The 19,361-nt window shown below is 48.3% G+C and carries 17 protein-coding genes; 8 read left to right on the forward strand and 9 right to left on the reverse strand.

Features of this window, described 5'->3' with window-relative positions:
* Window positions 1–55 precede the first annotated feature (55 nt).
* The 8 genes from DWY79_RS18900 to DWY79_RS18935 form a co-directional block, all read right to left on the reverse strand.
* The gene (locus DWY79_RS18900; RefSeq protein ID WP_122370051.1) at window positions 56–1,528 is read right to left on the reverse strand and encodes a PD40 domain-containing protein; all 1,473 of its coding nucleotides are present in this window, start codon (window positions 1,526–1,528) and stop codon (window positions 56–58) included.
* Entirely contained in the window at window positions 1,525–3,090 is a 1,566-nt protein-coding gene (locus DWY79_RS18905; protein WP_122370053.1) for a DUF6057 family protein, read from the reverse strand. Before DWY79_RS18905 ends, DWY79_RS18900 begins: the two co-directional genes overlap by 4 nt.
* A complete protein-coding gene (locus DWY79_RS18910; RefSeq protein WP_122370055.1) occupies window positions 3,074–3,676 on the reverse strand; it encodes a DUF4369 domain-containing protein in 603 nt (200 codons plus the stop codon). Before DWY79_RS18910 ends, DWY79_RS18905 begins: the two co-directional genes overlap by 17 nt.
* Window positions 3,677–3,859: 183 nt before the next feature.
* Window positions 3,860–4,987 carry an aspartate aminotransferase family protein gene (locus tag DWY79_RS18915; RefSeq protein ID WP_122370057.1) on the reverse strand — a complete coding sequence of 376 codons (1,128 nt, stop codon included), beginning with the start codon at window positions 4,985–4,987 and terminating at the stop codon, window positions 3,860–3,862.
* A 14-nt stretch (window positions 4,988–5,001) separates the two neighbouring features.
* On the reverse strand, window positions 5,002–5,970 hold the full coding sequence (gene argC, locus DWY79_RS18920; RefSeq protein ID WP_122370059.1) for an N-acetyl-gamma-glutamyl-phosphate reductase: 969 nt from the start codon (window positions 5,968–5,970) through the stop codon (window positions 5,002–5,004).
* A complete protein-coding gene (locus DWY79_RS18925) occupies window positions 5,967–7,166 on the reverse strand; it encodes an argininosuccinate synthase (RefSeq protein ID WP_005865601.1) in 1,200 nt (399 codons plus the stop codon). Before DWY79_RS18925 ends, argC begins: the two co-directional genes overlap by 4 nt.
* Window positions 7,167–7,204: 38 nt before the next feature.
* On the reverse strand, window positions 7,205–7,798 hold the full coding sequence (locus tag DWY79_RS18930; RefSeq protein ID WP_005865603.1) for a GNAT family N-acetyltransferase: 594 nt from the start codon (window positions 7,796–7,798) through the stop codon (window positions 7,205–7,207).
* Window positions 7,799–7,826: 28 nt separating this feature from the next.
* Window positions 7,827–8,267, reverse strand: coding sequence for an arginine repressor (locus tag DWY79_RS18935; RefSeq protein ID WP_057326810.1), 441 nt, complete (start codon window positions 8,265–8,267; stop codon window positions 7,827–7,829).
* A gap of 381 nt (window positions 8,268–8,648) precedes the next feature.
* On the opposite strand from DWY79_RS18935, the gene DWY79_RS18940 reads away from it, so the two are divergent.
* Window positions 8,649–9,440 (forward strand): M48 family metallopeptidase, encoded by a 792-nt coding sequence (locus tag DWY79_RS18940; protein ID WP_122370061.1) that lies wholly within the window; start codon window positions 8,649–8,651, stop codon window positions 9,438–9,440.
* 45 nt (window positions 9,441–9,485) lie between these two features.
* Here the strand turns inward: DWY79_RS18940 and DWY79_RS18945 are convergent, their stop codons facing one another.
* Entirely contained in the window at window positions 9,486–11,294 is a 1,809-nt protein-coding gene (locus DWY79_RS18945; RefSeq protein WP_122370063.1) for a MutS family DNA mismatch repair protein, read from the reverse strand.
* Window positions 11,295–11,448: 154 nt separating this feature from the next.
* On the opposite strand from DWY79_RS18945, the gene DWY79_RS18950 reads away from it, so the two are divergent.
* The 7 genes from DWY79_RS18950 to murQ all read left to right on the forward strand — a co-directional run bounded on the left by DWY79_RS18950 (window position 11,449) and on the right by murQ (window position 19,327).
* On the forward strand, window positions 11,449–12,282 hold the full coding sequence (locus DWY79_RS18950) for a phospholipase A (protein WP_022192059.1): 834 nt from the start codon (window positions 11,449–11,451) through the stop codon (window positions 12,280–12,282).
* A 141-nt stretch (window positions 12,283–12,423) separates the two neighbouring features.
* Window positions 12,424–13,968: an acyl-CoA carboxylase subunit beta gene (locus DWY79_RS18955; protein ID WP_005855235.1), complete on the forward strand. Its 1,545-nt coding sequence runs from the start codon at window positions 12,424–12,426 to the stop codon at window positions 13,966–13,968.
* Window positions 13,969–13,980: 12 nt separating this feature from the next.
* Complete coding sequence (accC, locus tag DWY79_RS18960; RefSeq protein WP_087345734.1) at window positions 13,981–15,492, forward strand: acetyl-CoA carboxylase biotin carboxylase subunit; 1,512 nt, start codon at window positions 13,981–13,983, stop codon at window positions 15,490–15,492.
* Window positions 15,493–15,509: 17 nt separating this feature from the next.
* Window positions 15,510–16,034, forward strand: coding sequence for a biotin/lipoyl-containing protein (locus DWY79_RS18965; protein WP_036611924.1), 525 nt, complete (start codon window positions 15,510–15,512; stop codon window positions 16,032–16,034).
* Between the two features lie 169 nt (window positions 16,035–16,203).
* Window positions 16,204–17,631 carry a sodium:proton antiporter NhaD gene (gene nhaD / locus DWY79_RS18970; protein WP_057329246.1) on the forward strand — a complete coding sequence of 476 codons (1,428 nt, stop codon included), beginning with the start codon at window positions 16,204–16,206 and terminating at the stop codon, window positions 17,629–17,631.
* A gap of 7 nt (window positions 17,632–17,638) precedes the next feature.
* The gene (locus DWY79_RS18975) at window positions 17,639–18,493 is read left to right on the forward strand and encodes a BadF/BadG/BcrA/BcrD ATPase family protein (protein WP_122370065.1); all 855 of its coding nucleotides are present in this window, start codon (window positions 17,639–17,641) and stop codon (window positions 18,491–18,493) included.
* A 3-nt stretch (window positions 18,494–18,496) separates the two neighbouring features.
* The gene (gene murQ, locus DWY79_RS18980; RefSeq protein WP_005855245.1) at window positions 18,497–19,327 is read left to right on the forward strand and encodes an N-acetylmuramic acid 6-phosphate etherase; all 831 of its coding nucleotides are present in this window, start codon (window positions 18,497–18,499) and stop codon (window positions 19,325–19,327) included.
* Window positions 19,328–19,361 lie beyond the last annotated feature (34 nt).

Raw genomic sequence — 19,361 nt, forward strand, 5'->3', positions numbered from 1 at the left:
TCATGCTAATTATCGTTAACCGTATTCAATTTTCTTATTATAGTTCATGATTCTATTATTTAAAAGTCTCAGCTTCCTCATCGTAGTAGATCTCTTGTACATCTTCAGCGTCGAAAGGAAGCTCGCTAGTGGATAATTCAGGTATATTATAAGATTTCAACGTGATATCGTAATGTTCCGGATCCTCTTGCGGGAGAACGAAAGGTTTATAGGCTTTTCCCGTACTATCCACGTAAGAGAAATAAGGCTTTCCGTATAGTCCGTCATCCCGCTTACTGGCAAAGACAAACCAATGGCTGTTAGAGGACCAGCTATGGTAGGTATCCGATTTATCGGAGTTGACGGCAGGTAAGGTATCTATCTTCCCGGTCTGGAGGTTCATCATATGCAGGTCTGTTTCTCGGTGCCAGATCGGGAAGGTTCCATAATCGGCTACCGTGAAAAGCAGGTATTTACCGTCGGGCGATATCTTGGGATGGCAGGCGGAGCCATTATGCTTTTGGGCATCCCATACGGTCTCGATCCGTTTGCCCCATTCCTTGGTATCTTTATGGAAAGATATGCGGCATAGGGAATATTTTAGGTTATGGATACTATCGGGCAACGGCTGGATGGGAGCGGAGCAATAATAGATCCAGTTCCCATCGGGCGAGAAGGTTGGGAAGGTCTCTAACTCATCCTTCCGGCTAGTCAATGGGGAGGTGATGAGTTGTTTCTTTCTGAAATCTGCGACCATTAGGTCGGAGGTTGTGTCATAGACTTCCAACCGCTTACTCCCTAACGAATGAAAAGCAGGGATGATGATATTCGTGGAAAAAACGGCGAACTGCCCCGATGGATGGAAATCGCCATAGACAGCCCCATTCGGCAGACTGTCGTTGCTCAGTTTCAACTTCCTCAAATGTCCGTTACGGTTCAGCAGGGTGCCTCCTTGCTTTCCCCGTAAATGGAACATGGATAAACGTCCTTTCTTATTTCCGTAAATATGGCAGTTCATGCAAGAACCGTCGGTATCTTTGTTGTCGGCGATAATCCGTTCTTCAAAAGAATTAATCTCCCGCTCGCATAATTGGATCTTGTTCCATACCTCGTAGCCGGGTTCTATAAGCCGGTAGCTTATATAACTATCCAGTTTCTCCGGAACTACTTGCCAGTAGAAAGAGGGGTAACGGAGCCATTTACCCTTGATACGGGCGACTACGGTTATTTGCAGGCGGTTGCCCACTTCCTGCTCTAAAAGGCTTTCCCATAGGTTTAAAGGGAAAATAGCTTTCTTTCCGAAAGATAATTGTATCTCTTTTGATTCCCCTTTCAAAGTTACTTGCATAGCGTCCGCATCGTTTCTCAATAAGAAGTTGAGAGGGGCGATATTCGTGGGAATCATGATATCCGTATAATCGGGATACATGGGGATTGGGTCTGTGGTATCCTCTATTTGCTTCGGGGTAGGGGCACATCCTGCCAACAAGCAGATTATCCAGACGAGGTAATAGGTTATGTTCTCTTTCATGATTCTTGCTTCTTTCATGGCTTACTCTCCTTTCCGGGCTCTGTGGTCGCAAAATGATAATAGAACCAATAGGTCTTGCCGTATTTCTCTTTCAAACTCGTGTCCTTTGCCTCATAAAGCCGGGTATAATCGGCGAATTCTTTCGCTATCTCTACCGGGATTTGGTATTTTATAAGCTCTTCCGCACGGATATTACCTTGGCGGGCGAGATGGATCAGCAGGGCCTCGGCGAAAATGGGACTAGAGACCTTACCCGGTACATAATCTTCTACAAAAGAACGGAGATCTTTGGAGAGTAAATGATAGCAGAGTAAGTATTCGTAAGCACGGAGATTGCCGGCGTTCGAGGCGACTAAGTTCCGTAAGGAAGTCACGGCATCGTTACCGGAACGTAGTTGGTCTTGGGTCGGGATGTCTCTGCGTTTCTTCTCCAGCCACTCCTTTACTCGCGGGGTTTGCTGACCGGGTATTCTCTTTTCGGCCCAGCTTTTATGAAGGAGTGTCTTGTCTAATATACGTAGATATTTAAGAGCTGCCTCATCATCCCCATTGACCAGATTGATCTCAGCCAGCCGTTTGATCATACGGCTACCCGAATTGCGAGGAGAGAAGATCATACTTAGCATGGCGCAATGCTCGGCCATAGTCATATCTCCTAACGTGAACCATAACTCGTTGGCGAATAGGATAGAGAGAAAAGAAGCGGATGGGTTCACGGGAAGGATCAACCCATTCGTACCCGGTTGATTCCACGCTAGGAGGTTCCGGGAGAGAGATACGGGTGAGTTGATCTCGGACGGATGCGTGGCATTGTACAGGTTCCGGTAATAGGTCACCCAAAGGATTTGGCGGTCTGTCTCGAGATGTTTCCTCATCTTTTGTATATTTCCGAAATAATGTTCCACATCGAGGCTGAGTACATACTCCCGGTCGAGATCCGGCTTACTCCACCAAGTGGTAGCGGGATATTGGGTCGCTGGAAGAAGCAATATACCAACCGCGAGCAGGGCACTTAGCTTTTGATGGTGCGCTATGATTCCGGCGGCCAGCATAAGGGCCAGACAGAGCCATGCTCCGTACCCGAAGCACCAATAGCAAAGAAGCATGGCAGGAATGCAGGTAAGAAGACGTTGCCCCTCAGTTTGGCTCCGGCTATATAACAGGAAAACACCTTCTGCTCCGATCAAGGAGAGAGTCGCGGATAACGGATAGGCGAGTCCGCAAGACCTTCCGGCCTCCCATAATACAAGTAGTATCATAAGAGGAAGGGCGTATCTCTTGCTGACGAATTGCCGGAATGTCCGATAGGTAAGCAGGGCAAATAAAGTTAAGACAACGCTTAGGATGAACGGGCCTCCCCCGATATAATAAAAGAATTGCGTGAGGAAATCGCCGGTGAGACAAGCCAGCCACGCTTCCTCCTGAAAATATCCACGGAGAAACTCGCCGCTGTACAAGAACAGCATCATTTGCTCTTTGTGGAACAAATGATAGGGGTACATCCAGAAGAAGAAAGCGAAGATCGCTATCGCCAGTACCGCTAGCGTGATCGACAGATCCTGTTTAATGATTCGCTTCATCCAGTTCCTTTCGTTGCTCTTCGGTCAAGGAGGTTTTTATCATCTTATAGAGGAATTTCCCGACCGTTTGGTTGATATGTTCTTTCATGAACGCATAATTAAAAGCTTGCGTCTCTACTCTCAAGGAATCCCATGTCTGCTTGATGCGGATGGAATCTCCCGGCGAGCAGGTCTTAAGCGCTGTCCATAGGGCATAGGATTCGCCATCGGTCTTTTGCTTACGGTCTTTCCAATGTTGCAAGGCGTCGTTTTGCGGTGTACCGGAGGCCGAGCTGATGGAGTCTATCCGTACCGAGGTCACACCCGGTTCCGTTACGACCAGTAACTCTTGGAACTTGAGACGCAAGAGGATACGCATACGGAGGACTTTCATCTCTTCTCCCGTTCCTTGGAAAGTAAACCGTGCGTTCTCTATTCTCGTAGAATCGATATTTTTGATCGAGGCGTTTTCCATGGGTGCCAGATAAATCCATTCCCCATCCTGCTGCGCGGTGGGTAGGGTGCCTTTTATGATGTATTTGGAATCGTTAGATTGACAGGCAAATAGGCACAACAAAGTGAATATTCCTATAAATAGATATTTCATCGATCGTGTTCATTAGTAATTAGAGACTCAAAGTTTAGACTGCGTAAAGTTAGTGTTTTTTCGGAAAAAGGAATGATGTTTTTTTGACAAAGGGTGATACTTAATTTACGTAGCTGTTGGGGAGGAATGAAAAAAGGAGAACGCTGATTAAGACATCCTCCCTTTTTATGAAATAAAGAACAATTAAGCGTTTAGGACTTTCTTGAAGCGACGGATAAATTCCTTGGCCTCATCCATCGTCAAGCAAAGCGGAGGAAGCAGACGGATCGTATGGGTTCCGGCTACACCCGTGAACACTTTCTCCTCAAAGAGAAGTTTGCTACGTACTTCCTTGATAGATTCCTCGAACTCGATACCGATCATCAAACCACGGCCCCGAATTTCCTTGATACCCGGAAGTTTATGAAGCTCTTCCAATAAATAGGCACCCACTTTCGCCGCGTTATCAATCAAACGCTCGTCTTCCATTATATCAAGAACGGCGATAGCGGCCGCGCAAGCCAAATGGTTACCGCCGAAAGTAGTGCCGAGCATACCATAAACCGGCTTGAATTTCGGGCTGATCAATAACCCACCCATCGGGAAGCCATTGGCGATACCTTTCGCTACCGAGATCAAATTCGGCTTGATACCGGCATATTGATGCGCGAAGAATTTACCGCTTCTTCCATATCCGGACTGGATCTCATCCAAGATCAGACAGGCATCATAAGTCGTACACAGGTTGCGTAACTCACGCATAAAATCATCCGTCGGCAATTGGATGCCACCTACTCCTTGGATACCTTCGATGATCACGGACGATACATCCCCCTTCTTCAACTCTTCCTCTACGGCGGAAGCGTCGTTTAATGGAAGATAAGTAACCGCTAGATCCTCATTTACCGGAGCGATGATCTTCGGGTTATCTGTCACACGTACGGCGGCGGAGGTACGCCCATGAAAGGCGTGCTTGAATGCGATCACCCGCTTCTTGCCATTATGGAAAGAGGCGAGTTTTAACGCGTTCTCATTCGCCTCCGCTCCGGAGTTGATCAAGAACAACGAATAATCATCGTAGCCGGAAGCCTTCCCTAGCTTATCCGCTAATTTTTGTTGCAAGCTATTGATAACCGAGTTCGAGTAAAAGCCTAATTTATTTACCTGCTCGGTAATCGCCTTTACGTAAGTAGGGTGGCTATGACCCACCGAGATCACGGCATGGCCGCCATATAAGTCGAGGTACTCGTTTCCCTCGCTATCCCATACATGGCATCCTTTGCCTTGTACGATCTCTATATTAAATAATGGATATACGTCGAATAAATTCATCTTTGTCGTATTTTTTAAAACGCTGAGGGTTTTAAGTGTAAGCCAACCGTCTCCTCCAACCCGAACAATAAGTTCATGTTGTGGACCGCTTGGCCGCTAGCGCCCTTCAATAAGTTATCGATCATAGAGATGATAAGAAGCTTATCATCTATTTTCTGTAAGTGGATCAAGCATTTATTCGTATTTACCACTTGTTTCAAATCCGGGTTCTTATCAGTGATAAACGTGAAGCTGTGATCATCATAATATTCCTCATAAATACGTCGGATCTCTACCAAGTCGATCTTGCAATCGATGTATGTCGTGGCGAATATACCACGGGAGAAATTACCGCGTACGGGGATGAAGTTGATCCGGCTTGAATAGCTCTTCTGCAACTGGCTCAAGCTCTGGTTGATCTCGGCCAAGTGCTGATGCGTAAAAGGCTTATAGATTGATATGTTGTCGTTGCGCCAGCTAAAGTGAGAGGTGGAAGAAGGCTTCACGCCCGCTCCCGTAGAACCCGTGATGGCATTGACATGCAAGTCGGAATTCAGCATCAAGTGCTTCGCCAACGGCAATACGCCCAATTGGATGCAAGTAGCGAAACAACCGGGGTTCGCTATATGCCGGGCGTTGCAAATCCGGCGGCGGTTCAATTCCGGCAGGCCGTACACGAAATCGTGCTCCGGGCCTTCGATCCGGTAATCCATGCTCAGGTCGATAATCTTCACGTTCTCGGGAACCGTGTGGCTCTCCATGAACTTTTTCGTATCGCCATGAGCGGTACAGAAGAACAGAAGGTCGATGCTATCTAACGGCAACTCGCTGGTGAACACCAAATCCGTCTCGCCATAAAGACCGCCATGCACGTCCGTGATCTTGTTACCGGCGTTACTGCTACTGTTTATAAATGTAATCTCGGCATCAGGGTGGTTTAGGAGCAGGCGGATCAATTCACCCGCCGTGTAACCCGCTCCGCCTATAATTCCGCATTTAATCATATCTCTTCGTCTTTATGGTTCGTATAATAAACACGTAACGGAGTAGAAAGAACCTTGATAAAGCCCTTAGCGTCCTCGGCGGTCCAACCTTTCTGCATCTCTCCGTACTCACCGAATTTCGTCTTCACCAAGTCATCCTCAGATTCTACGCCAACGGTAGAGAAGGACAACGGACGAAGCTCCAGAATAGCCGTACCGTTCACGTTACGCTGAGACTCTTGCAACATCGCCTCGATATCGCGCATCACCGGTTCCAGATATTGGCTCTCGTGCAAGAACATGCCGTACCAGTTCGCTACCTGATCCTTCCAGTATTGTTGCCATTTGCTCAACGTATATTTCTCTAGGAAGCGGTGCGCCCCGATAATCAACATAGGAGCGGCAGCCTCGAAACCGACCCGTCCCTTGATACCGATGATCGTATCGCCCACGTGCATATCACGACCGATACCGTAAGCGGCCCCGATCTCCTCGATCTTCTGGATAGCGGCGATCTTATCCTCGAACACCTCACCATTCACGGCATGAACCTCACCGTTCTTGAACTCGATGCGCAATTGCTCGCTGCCGGTCTTCTCCACTTGTTTCAGATAAGCGCTCTCGGGCAGTCCTTGCGCGGAATCAAGAATCTCGCCACCGCAGATAGAGGTTCCCCAAAGACCTACGTTATAGGAATATTTCAACTTCGTGAAATCGGCCTCGAAACCGTGCTCCTTCAAGTAGTTGATCTCAAAATCACGGCTCAAGGCCATATCGCGGGTCAACGTGATAATCTCCACGTTCGGAGCCAATACCAAGAAAGTCATATCGAAACGGATCTGGTCGTTACCGGCTCCGGTAGAACCATGGGCGATAGCGTCGGCGCCAATCTCGTTCGCGTAGCGGGCGATCGCCAAGGCTTGGAAGATACGCTCGGAGCTTACGGAGATCGGATACGTACCATTACGCAGCACGTTTCCGAAAATCATGTACTTCAAGCTCTTCTCGTAATACTCTTTCGTAACGTCGATCGTCACGTATTTCGTGGCGCCTAGCTTATAGGCGTTCTCCTCGTTTTGTTTCAATTGTTCCTCGCTGAAACCACCTGTGTTAGCGCAAGCGGCGTATACCTCGTATCCTTTTTCTTTAGCCAGATACATGACCGTGAATGAGGTATCCAAACCTCCGCTGAACGCTACTACTACTTTCTTCTTCATCGTTTCTTTATTTTATGTTGTTTTTCTATCGTATTAATTTAGTCCTTTTTAGTCTGATTACGGGCCTCCCGCTCTCGTTGCGCACGATGCGGATCGGCCGGGTCGAACAGCATGGCCGTGCAGATGCAATACTTACGTTCGGTGCGTTCCAAGATATCGTGGTTCACGCAACCGTTGCAACCTCGCCAGAAAGCCTCATCGTCCGTCAAGTCGGAGAACGTAACCGGTACATATCCCAGCTCGGTATTCATCTTCATCACGGCAGCGCCGGAGGTAAGGCTGAATATCTTCGCTTTCGGCCAGCGCATGCGGGCAAGTTGGAAAGTCATGTCTTTGATGCGTTTCGCGATACCCAAGCCCCGGAAATTCGGATGTACGATCAAGCCGGAGGTAGTCACGTACTGCTTGTTTCCCCATGACTCGATATAACTAAACCCGGCGAACTCGTTTCCCGCCAAGGCGATCACCGCTTTGCCCTCTTTCATCTTCTGGGCCACATACTCGTGCGTACGTTTGGCGATACCCGTGCCCCGGACTTTAGCGGCAGACTCGATCGTATCTAGGATCGTATCCACATATACCTCGTGAGAGGCATCAGCGATCATAACATCAATTTCTATTTCTTGTTCCATTTTATTGTTTGTTCTTAGTTTTTTCCTTTTATATAAAATGTGATAAAGCGGCAATCACCTTCTCTTGGCTCACACCGTTGCGGGGGATTACCAAGATCGTATCGTCTCCGGCTATGGTGGCCAGTATCTCGCTGGGGGCCTGGGAGTCTATGTCCGAGGCGATTCCCATGGCGTAACCCGGTCGTGTCTTCACCACCGCCAAGTTTCCGGAAAACTCGATATTCGGCTTTTTCTTGCCTTCAGGCTGTGCTTGTTTGCTTATACTCTCTTCGGGAAGGCGATATACATAATCTCCGGTTCCGTCGTGTACCTTGGCTACTTTCAGTTGCTTGATGTCGCGGGAAAGCGTAGCTTGCGTAACCGAGAATCCGCTATCTTCCAGTTCTTTAAGCAGTTCTTCTTGATTACTTATCACTTTCGTCTGTATAATACCGCAAATGGCATCCAATCGTTCCTTCTTTGTACTCATGTTGTATATTTATGCAAAACAGGCTGCAAATATAAAGAGTATTGTTGAATAAATATACAATCAAGGGCTTTTTTTTCTGATATAAGTAGGGGGTAAGGGATTTTCCTGCTTAGCTTAGGTTTAATTACTGTAAGTGTTAGGCATTTCATCTATTTATATTCATCTTCTATCAGCCGTTGGATGATCATGCAACAGCTGTTAGAAGATCATATACCAATTGGTGGATGATCATGCAACGGATGGTAGATGATGAATGTCATTCAAAGAAAAGACTAATACTCCCTATAGAAAGAACGAAAGGGGGTGGTCGTTTTGAACAAAATGGTAGTATCTTTGCGTTATTAAAAAGAGAGTATCAGGTTTAATTTCAAGTAAAAGGATATGAGAAAAATAGCAAGTTTATTCGTGGCCTTGCTTTTATTGGCAGGCTGTTCCAGCGTACCGTTGACAGGACGTAAGCAAGTGCTGTTGGTTTCGGACCAAGAGGTGTTATCGTCCAGCCTTACCCAGTACAACGATTATATAAAGACGGCGAAGAAGTCGACGAACGCGAACAAGAGCGCTATGGTAACCCGGGTCGGAAAGAGGATAGCCGCCGCTACGGAGGACTATTTGCGGGCGAACGGGATGGTGGATGAGGTAAAAAACTTCTCTTGGGAGTTTAATTTGGTGAATGATCCGCAGGTGAACGCCTTCTGTATGCCGGGAGGCAAGATCGTGGTGTACGAGGGATTGCTGCCTTTAGTTTCCTCGGACGATGAATTGGCGGTGGTCATCGGGCATGAGGTCGCCCATGCCGTAGCTAAACACAGCAATGAGCGTATGAGCCAGCAACTAATGGCCCAATACGGGGCGGCTATTTTAGGTGCGGCTGTAAGCAATAAGAGCGCGGCGGTACAGCAAGCGGCCAATACAGTATATGGTGTGGGAGCGCAGTATGGCGTAATGCTTCCTTTCTCCCGTAAGCACGAGTCGGAAGCGGATTATATGGGATTGGTATTCATGACTATGGCGGGATACAATCCGGACGTGGCAGTCAACTTCTGGCAAAAGATGTCCGCCGGAAAGAGTGGCTCTACGCCGGAATTTATGAGTACGCACCCCAGTGATGCCACTCGTATAGCGGAAATCCAAAAAGTCCTACCCGCAATCAAAACCAAATACAAAAAGTAGTTGGCAGTTGACAAGTGACAGTTATTTTATCACTTGTCTCAATTTTCAATTAAACAAGATTCCCATCTTGTTCATTAAGAAACAAGCATTCATATTCTGGGCTATCCCTTCTCTTAGTTGATAAGAGAAGGATAGCTCCTCGTCTTTTATATCCGCTTCGAAGCGGTAATTCTTTATTTGTTCCGGGAACTCTTCCTCCAAAGTACCCAACACTAAATCGTGGGTGGCGATGATGCCGCAAGCCTTATAAGCGACCAACTGTTTCATAAGGGCAAGAGAGCCTTTCTGCTTGTCGATAGAATTTGTTCCCTTCAAGATCTCGTCCAAGATGATAAATAGCTTCTCCCCGTTTTGCAGCCTGTCGATAATCATTTTCAGCCGTTTCAACTCCGCGAAGAAATAAGACTCGTTGCTAGCCAAGGAATCCGAGGTACGCAAGCTGGTAACCATGTGGGCGGGATAAACCGTCAAGGAGGCGGCACAGACCGGAGCGCCTACGCAAGCCAATAAGTAATTGACACCGATCGTCCGGAGGTATGTACTTTTTCCGGCCATATTCGCTCCGGTGATAATCAGGAACCAAGGACTTTTGCGGATATCGATATCGTTCTTTACGCAGACATCCCGGTTCAAAAGAGGATGTCCCAAAGCCTTGCCTTCCATCTGGAAATACGTGTCGGCGATCTCCGGATAGATGTATTCCGGATGGTTGAAAGCGAAACCACCCAACGAGTTCAGCGCATCGAAACGAGCCAGCGCGTCGAACCAAAGCGGAAGTTTATCGGAGTAAGTCTGAATCCAGCGTTCCAAAAGGATGGCATGGCGTGTATCCCGCAAGTAGAAGAGATTGAAAATGATACCCGCCAAACTGAATCGTTGGTCTAATCCTCCGATATACGACGACAAGCGTTTGATGGCATGTGAGGCCAATTCCTTCTCATTCGCTAATTGCCCGCTGATCTCTTTCAGCTCTTCCGACTGGAAATTATCTTCTTCCACACATCGCATCAGCTTTGCGTACCGATTGAAAATAGACTCCATCTTATTGACGGTCGCGTAAAGCGCATTGATTTCCTTGGCTCGTCCGTAAGCGATCACTAACGTGATTAAGAAATAAATATTCAATAAACTCCCGCTGATCCAATCCAGCGAGTAAGCGATACCCAATACGATCCACAACACTGGGATCGCCCAGATCAATAGTTTCCACGGTAGGCTATCAACGAATTTATGCTTACGCCGAGTGAGTCGGTCCATAAAGTTGATATCGTTGTCTCTCGTATCTTGCGTGTCCTGCCGGATGATTCCCGTCACATAGAAATGCTGCCGTAAGGCGGATAAAGCCGCTAATTCCTTGACAGCCTCTTGCCGTTTGACGATCTCCTTCTTATCCGTCAAGGGATTCGAGAGCCAACCGGCCAGTCGTTCCCGCCCGAACCCGGTTACGGTACGATTGAGCGATTGAAATAAGGAGCGGTCTCCAAACACATCCAGATCCAAGCAGAAAGAGTGCTCGCCCGAGATCTTATCGGCCGCCCCGTCGAACGCGCTGAAATCATAGTCCAGTCCTTTTAGCTCATCCTCGTTTAGTTTAATCAAGGTCTCGGCGTATACTTTTCGTGCGTACATTTTATTATGGTACCACATCAGGAGCGCGAACGGGATGATATAAGCGAAGGTGATCCCCGTCAGCCATTGCCAACTCTCATCCCTGAATATCCATAAGGAGAGGATCGCTCCCACCACTAAAGCCAACCGGATACTCCCCATCAAATGGATCTTCTTTTTCAAATTACCCAAGCGCCGTGTATAAGCGTCGATATTTTCTTTGTAATAACTATAGATTTCTTCCATAGCCGCGAATATAGGAAAAATGAACTAACCTCTTGAATTTTGGTTTATATATTATATTCATAGGTGAAATGACCATTATTCATGTAATTTGGGCGATAAAGCCAACTGCCGTTTCCCCTATATTCGCGGACACATTTATAATTTAAGATCATTTATGAAAAAAACGATTATATCCTTTCTCTTCCTTCTTGTTTGCGGTATGGCACATTCGCAAGTTTTAGCGAAAGGGCCGGAAGAGAGTTATAATGCGGATAGTATTCGTGCGATTTTGGATAAGTCACCTTATTTTACCTTATTCAAGGACAATTATTTTATTGGCGGTATCCCTATCGGCAACAAGCCTACGGCGAGAAACTCCGACGTTAAATTCCAGTTGAGCATCGCCCAGCGTCTTACGAAAAGTAAACTCCCCTTCGATACCTATCTTTTCTTGCAATACACGCAAAAGGCTTTTTGGAATGTCTTTCAAGAGTCCTTGCCGATGCGCGACTTGAATTTTAATCCGGGTATCGGTTTGGGGCACCTTATCGTGCATAAGAATAAATATATCGGGAAAGGCTATTTGATGGTCGAGCACGAGTCGAACGGTAAAGATAGCATCTTCTCCCGAAGTTGGAACAAGATCACCCTAGCGGCGGCTGTCCTGTTGAATAAGAACTGGGAAGTTCAATTCAAGGGCTGGATACCGATCGTGGATGGTGGGGAAAATAAAGACATCCTTAAATATAATGGTATATTCCAAGTAGCCGCCAATTACCGGACAGACAACAGGCGCTTTAACTGCGGGGTTATCTTGACCAAACGAAAGACTTGGTTCAGCTTTAACACTCAGATCGAGTTGAGCTATAAGTTTAATAATAACGAGAACCAATATTTCTTCCTGCAATATTATAATGGTTACGGTGAGAACCTTTTGGAATACAATCAATACAAAAGCATGCTGCGGATCGGTTTCGTGATCAAGCCGCAAGATTTCAGTATTTACTAAAAAATATCCTTCTTGATAGATCTCATTGATCGGGCGATAGATGTAATATATGATACATTTCGTTTCTTTAGGAAACAATACATTTACAGACTTTGTTTTCTAATATATTGAACGTTTCCCGGATAATTAAAGAGATACGCCATGAAGGAAAAAATTGAACAATTAAAAGCTCTCAACCACAAAGCTGAGTTAGGGGGCGGAGAAGACCGCATCGCGAAGCAACATGCGGCAGGTAAACTAACCGCTAGAGAAAGAATCGAACTACTATTGGAAAAAGGTAGTTTCGTGGAAATCGACAAGTTCGTGACACATACGTGCCATGAGTTCGGTTTAGAAAAACAGCGTCCATTAGGGGATGGCGTGGTCACCGGTTACGGAATGATCGGGCAACGCACGGTATTTGTTTTCGCTCAGGACTTCACGGTATTCGGTGGAGCCTTGTCCGAGACGTATGCCCGTAAGATCTGTAAGATCATGGACATGGCAACGGAACTAGGCGCTCCGGTGATCGGGTTGAACGATTCGGGAGGCGCACGTATTCAAGAAGGAGTTCGTTCCTTGGCGGGATACGCCGAGATATTCCTCCGGAACTCGTTGGCTTCGGGCGTGATCCCGCAGATTAGCGCCATTATGGGCCCGTGTGCGGGTGGAGCGGTTTACTCGCCGGCGTTGACGGACTTTATCTTTATGGTAAAACAAACGAGCTATATGTTTATCACCGGCCCGGAGGTCGTGAAAAGCGTGACGCAAGAAGAGGTTACGATGGAGAATCTGGGAGGCTCGGAAGTGCATAGCACCCGTTCCGGAGTGGCTCATTGCACGGCGGATAACGATATGGATTGTATCTTGAAGATACGTGAGTTGATGTCGTTCTTGCCGAATAATAATATGGAAGAGCCGCCATTCGTTCCTACTACCGATAGCCCGAACCGCATCGATCCGCAATTGGATCTGCTGGTTCCTACTAATCCCAACCAGCCGTACGACATGAAGGAACTGATCCTTTCCGTGGCTGATGATCAAAACTTCTTCGAGATACAAGAGGAATATGCCAAGAACATCATTATCGGTTATATTCGTTTGAATGGAAAGACGATCGGTGTCGTGGCGAATCAACCTGCCGCGTTGGCCGGTACGCTGGATATCAACGCGTCCGTAAAGGCCGCCCGTTTCGTCCGTTTCTGCGATGCGTTTAATATACCGTTGTTGACGCTGGTGGATGTACCGGGTTTCTTGCCGGGCGTGAACCAAGAGTACGAGGGAATTATCCGTCATGGCGCTAAGTTATTGTATGCGTATTGCGAGGCTACCGTGCCGAAAGTGACCGTCATTACCCGAAAGGCTTATGGCGGCGCTTACGACGTGATGAGCTCCAAGCATATCCGGGGCGATATCAACTTCGCTTATCCAACCGCCGAGATCGCTGTCATGGGACCGGATGGTGCCGTGAATATCTTGTTCCGTAAGGATTTGAAGACCGCGGAAGATCCCGAAGGCAAACGGAAGGAATTGCAAGCCGATTACCGGGAGAAGTTCGCTAACCCGTACCGGGCCGCTGAGTTAGGCTATGTAGACGAGATCATCGAGCCGTCTATCACACGCAGCCGCTTGATCCGTAGTTTTGAGTTGCTGGCCAACAAACGGCAATCCAATCCTCCGAAGAAGCATTCCAATATTCCTCTTTAAAAACGAATCCTTATGATAAAGAAAGTATTAGTAGCCAATCGTGGCGAGATAGCGATGCGGATATTCCGCACCTGCCGGGTGATGAACATCCCGACCGTAGCGATCTATACGCATGTGGATCGCGGAGCATTACATGTACGTTATGCGGAGGAAGCCTACTGCATCTCGGAAGATGAAGCGGATACCTCTTACTTGAAGCCGGACTTGATCCTTGAGATCGCCAAGAAGACAGGAGCCGCCATTCATCCGGGTTACGGCTTTTTGTCGGAGAACGCCGACTTCGCTCGTCGTTGCGAGGAGGAGGGCGTGATCTTTATCGGCCCGAGCGCCGACGTGATTGCGAAGATGGGTATCAAGACCGAGGCCCGTAAGATCATGAAAGAAGCCGGTGTGCCGGTTGTACCCGGAACGGAAAAACCGGTGACGGACATAGAGGATGCCAAGAAGGTTGCCGCCGAGGTGGGTTATCCGATTATGCTAAAGGCGCTTGCCGGAGGCGGTGGAAAGGGTATGCGTTTGGTACATAGCGAGGATGAGATGGAAGCGGCTTTCCGTATGTCTCGTTCCGAGGCGGCCAACTCGTTCGGGAACGATGCCATCTATATCGAGAAGTATATCGAGAACCCCCATCATATCGAGGTGCAGGTACTCGGGGATAAATATGGGAACGTGATCCATCTGTATGAGCGTGAGTGCTCTATCCAGCGCCGTAACCAGAAGGTGATCGAGGAAGCGCCCTCTCCATTCGTGAAGGAGGCCGCTCGCCAGAAGATGTTGGCCGTAGCGGTGGAGGCTTGCAAGAAAATCGGTTACTACAGTGCCGGGACGTTGGAGTTCATGATGGATAAGGACCAGAACTTCTATTTCCTCGAGATGAATACCCGCCTTCAAGTGGAGCATCTGGTGACGGAGGAGACAACGGGCGTGGACTTGGTTCGCGATATGATCTTGGTGGCCGCAGGAAATCGTCTGCCTTATAAGCAGGAAGATGTGGCCTGCCGGGGGCATGCCTTGGAATGCCGCATCTACGCGGAGGACCCGGAAAATAACTTTATGCCCTCTCCGGGCGTGATCAAGGTGCGTGAGGCTCCCGAGGGACGTAACGTACGTCTGGATAGCGCCGCTTACGCCGGTTTCGAGGTGTCCTTGCATTACGATCCGATGATCGCCAAGCTTTGCACATGGGGCCGGACCCGTGAGTCCGCCATCTCGAATATGATACGTGCCTTGCGGGAATACAAGATCTTGGGAATCAAGACAACGATTCCGTTCCACCTGCGTGTGTTGCATAACGTGACCTTCTTGAAGGGGAATTACGATACGACCTTTATCGACACCAAGTTCGATAAGGAAGACTTGAAACGTCGCCAGAACAGCGACCCGACCGTAGCCGTGATCGCCGCCGCCTTGAAGCATTACGAGGAGGAGAAAGAGGCGGCCGCCCGTGCGACGACCGTTCCGCTGGTAGGGGAGTCCCTGTGGAAACACTACGGGAAGTTACAAATGTTGGCCAATAACTTTTAATGAGAGGAGGAATGATTATGTCAAAGGCTTTAGCGACTTATTTTGCCACGGTTAACGATATTCCCGACACAGAGTTCAAGGTAGAGATTCTGGAAGACGGGCCTATCAAGAAAGTATCCGTAAACGGTACCGTTTATGATGTAGATTACAATCTGGGCGGAGATACGATCCACTCGATCATCATGAACCATAAATCTCATGGCGTACAAATATCCAGTGTTGGAGATTCCACCTATGAGGTAAAGAATAAAGGTGATTATTTCCAAGTACAGGTGATTGACGAGTTGAAGAAATTACGCCTGTCGAGAACCAGTTCCAAGACGGTCGGCCGTCAGGTCATACAGGCCCAGATGCCGGGCGTGATCCAGAAGGTATATGTCAAGGTAGGCGATGAGGTCAAGGCGGGAGACCCGCTTTGCGTATTGGTTGCCATGAAGATGGAGAACGAGATCCGTACGCCGATCGATGGAGTGGTGAAAGAGGTGTATATCAATGAGACAGACAAGGTCTCCGTGGGTGATAAGATGTTGGTTGTAGAGTGAATTGTCTCGGGGTTATAGTTTTCCCTCGAGAGAATAGGAAAGGAATCGGAGTAGTCCGGTTCCTTTCGCATGTTTGGTAAAATTATCTTAAAAAAACATTCCGTTTTTCTATCGTGTTACAGAGTTATTATTTCTACATTTGTAGCGTTTAAACCTAAATCATGAAGTTATGTTGACAGCAATGGTCATTGTGTTCCTTGTCGGTTATTTGATGATCGCATTGGAACATCCTCTAAAGATAAACAAGGCGGGAACGGCTTTGCTTATTGGTACTATCTTATGGGTTATGTACACGTACGCGGCCCCGTTTTTCATCCCAAGGGCCTCGGCAGAGGAATTCAGCTTGTTCTTGGAATCATTCCCCTCTTTGGGTTCTTTAACGTTTAAGGAACAATGTACCCGGTTCGTCGTGGAGCATCAGGTTCTGGATAGTATCGGAGAGATCGCCGAGACGCTTATATTCCTGATCGGGGCGATGATAACCGTGGAGCTGATCGATGCCCATGGCGGTTTCATGTTTATCACGAATCATATTACCACGAAGAAAAAGAAGAAACTGCTGGCGTTGATCGCCGTGATCACGTTCTTTATGTCGGCCGTATTGGACAACCTTACGACCTCAATTGTCATGATCATGCTGATCCGTAAGTTGCTCGGGAATTATAAAGAGCGGTGGGTGTTCGGCAGTATCATTATTATAGCGGCGAATAGCGGTGGCGCTTGGTCACCGATCGGCGACGTGACTACGATCATGCTTTGGGTAAGAGGAAATATCTCCACCTCATCCACGATCCCCCATTTGATCCTGCCGAGTATCGTATCGGCGTTGATCCCGGTCTTGATCGCCATGCGTTTCTTGCATGGCAACGTGACGCCCCCTAACGCATTCTCGCAAATGGAGGCGGACAATGAGTTGCTGAAGAAATTGAAGGATAAGGAGAAGTTATCGATCTTGATCATCGGTGTGTTGTGTTTATTGTTCGTGCCTGTATTCAAGACGGTTACTCATCTTCCCCCGTTTATGGGTATCTTGATGGGAGTGGGTATTCTTTGGTTTTATACGGAGATGTTATACGCTCGTAAACCGATCGATGAGGACTTGAAATTGCGCTTGTCCAAGGTGGTTCACCGTATAGACGGGGCGACCTTGTTATTCTTCCTCGGAATCCTTTTGGCGGTGGATGCCTTGCGTTGCAGCGGCGTATTGTCGGATTTCGCTTTCTGGCTGGACGATACGGTAGGCAATGTGTATGCGGTGAACCTGATTATCGGCGCCTTATCGTCTATCGTGGATAATGTTCCGTTGGTAGCGGGGGCTATCGGTATGTACCCGGTGGCTACGGACGCTATGGTGGCTGCGGCGACTGATCCGGCTTATCTGGCGAACTTCGTGCAAGACGGCGTGTTCTGGCAGTTCTTGGCTTATTGCGCAGGAGTAGGTGGAAGTATGTTGATCATCGGTTCCGCCGCCGGAGTCGTCGTGATGGGCTTGGAACGGATCAATTTTATTTGGTACTTGAAGAATATCTCTCTGTTGGCCTTGGCGGGATATTTGTCCGGCGCGGTGGTATATATTCTCCAGAATTTGATATTATAATAAGTATATGATATTAATTGCGGATAGCGGATCTACAAAGACGGAGTGGTGCCTGGCGGATCAAGGCAGACCGGTGCGTACGGTCGTGACAGCGGGTACCAATCCTTATTTCCAGACACGGGAGGAGATTGCCGGAGAAATCCGGGGTGCCTTATTGCCCGCGTTGAAGGGTGAGCGGATCGATGCCATTTACTTCTATGGTGCCGGTTGCGCCTTCCCGGAGAAGAACCGGATCGTGGAAGAGGCGATTACGCCTTATATCCCGGCTCCCATAGAGGTGTATAGCGACTTGATGGCGGCTGCTCGTGCCTTATGCGGGAGCCGTCCGGGAATCGCCTGTATATTGGGGACGGGATCGAATTCTTGTCTGTATGACGGGACGGAGATAACGGAGCATATCTCTCCCTTGGGATTCATTCTGGGGGATGAGGGTAGTGGCGCCGTGCTCGGGAAGTTATTGGTAGGGGATTGCTTGAAGCGTCAGTTGCCGGCGCCTTTGGTTCGGAAGTTTATGGATCAATATGAGTTGACGCCCGCCTTATTGTTGGAGCGGGTATATAAACAACCTTTCCCGAATCGTTTCTTGGCTACCTTATCCCGTTTCTTGTTGGAGAATATCACCGAGCAACCGATTTATAATTTGGTCTATACGAGTTTCCGTAGCTTTTTCCTCCGTAACGTGGCGTTATATCCGGGAGCTGATACGTACCCGATTCATTTCGTAGGCTCTATCGCCTATTATTATCAGGAGGTATTGAAAGCTGCGGCCTTATCCTTAGGCTTGAAGGTCGGTACGGTCGTACAGGCTCCCATGAACGGATTGATCCGGTATCATTTTACGAACGAAGAAAAAAATGAATGAGTTATGGCATTTCAAAAGATAACCGAGTCGGAATCGTTGTACGATAATCTGGATCAGATGTCTGTCCGGGAGTTGCTGGAAGGCATCAATAACGAGGACCGGAAAGTGGCGATCGCCGTTGGCCGGGAGATCCCGAAGATCGAGAAGCTGGTAACCCGTATCGTAGAGCGAATGCGGAGAGGCGGTAGGCTCTTCTATATCGGGGCGGGTACGAGTGGTCGCTTGGGCGTCTTGGACGCTTCCGAGATCCCTCCCACGTATGGTATGCCGAATACCTTGGTGATCGGTTTGATCGCCGGCGGCGACCGGGCGCTCCGGAATCCCGTGGAGTCGGCGGAAGACGATCTGGATAAGGCTTGGGAGGAACTTCAACAATATCATATCAATACGAACGACACCTTGGTGGGGATAGCCGCCTCGGGTACGACTCCCTACGTGATCGGCGCCCTGCGTAAGGCACGCTCCGAGGGAATCCTGACGGCCTCTATCTCCTGCAACCCGGACTCTCCGATGGCGGCGGAGGCGGAGATCGCCATCGAGCCGGTAGTAGGTCCGGAGTTCGTCACCGGAAGTACGCGGATGAAGAGCGGTACGGCCCAGAAGATGGTGCTGAATATGATCACGACCTCCACGATGATCAAGCTTGGCCGGGTGAAAGGGAACCGGATGGTGAACATGCAACTGACCAACCAAAAATTGGTGGACCGTGGCACCCGTATGATCATGGAAGAGCTTCGTCTGGATTACGAGCAGAGCAAGAACCTCCTGCTCCTACATGGCTCCGTCCGGGAGGCGATCGATTCTTATCACCGTGAATGGCGGCTGAATCAATAAATAATTCCTATCTTTCGGGGTAAAACCTAAAAGA

It is taken from the genome of Parabacteroides sp. AF27-14 (assembly GCF_003635425.1).
GTDB classification, from domain to species: Bacteria; Bacteroidota; Bacteroidia; order Bacteroidales; family Tannerellaceae; genus Parabacteroides; species Parabacteroides distasonis.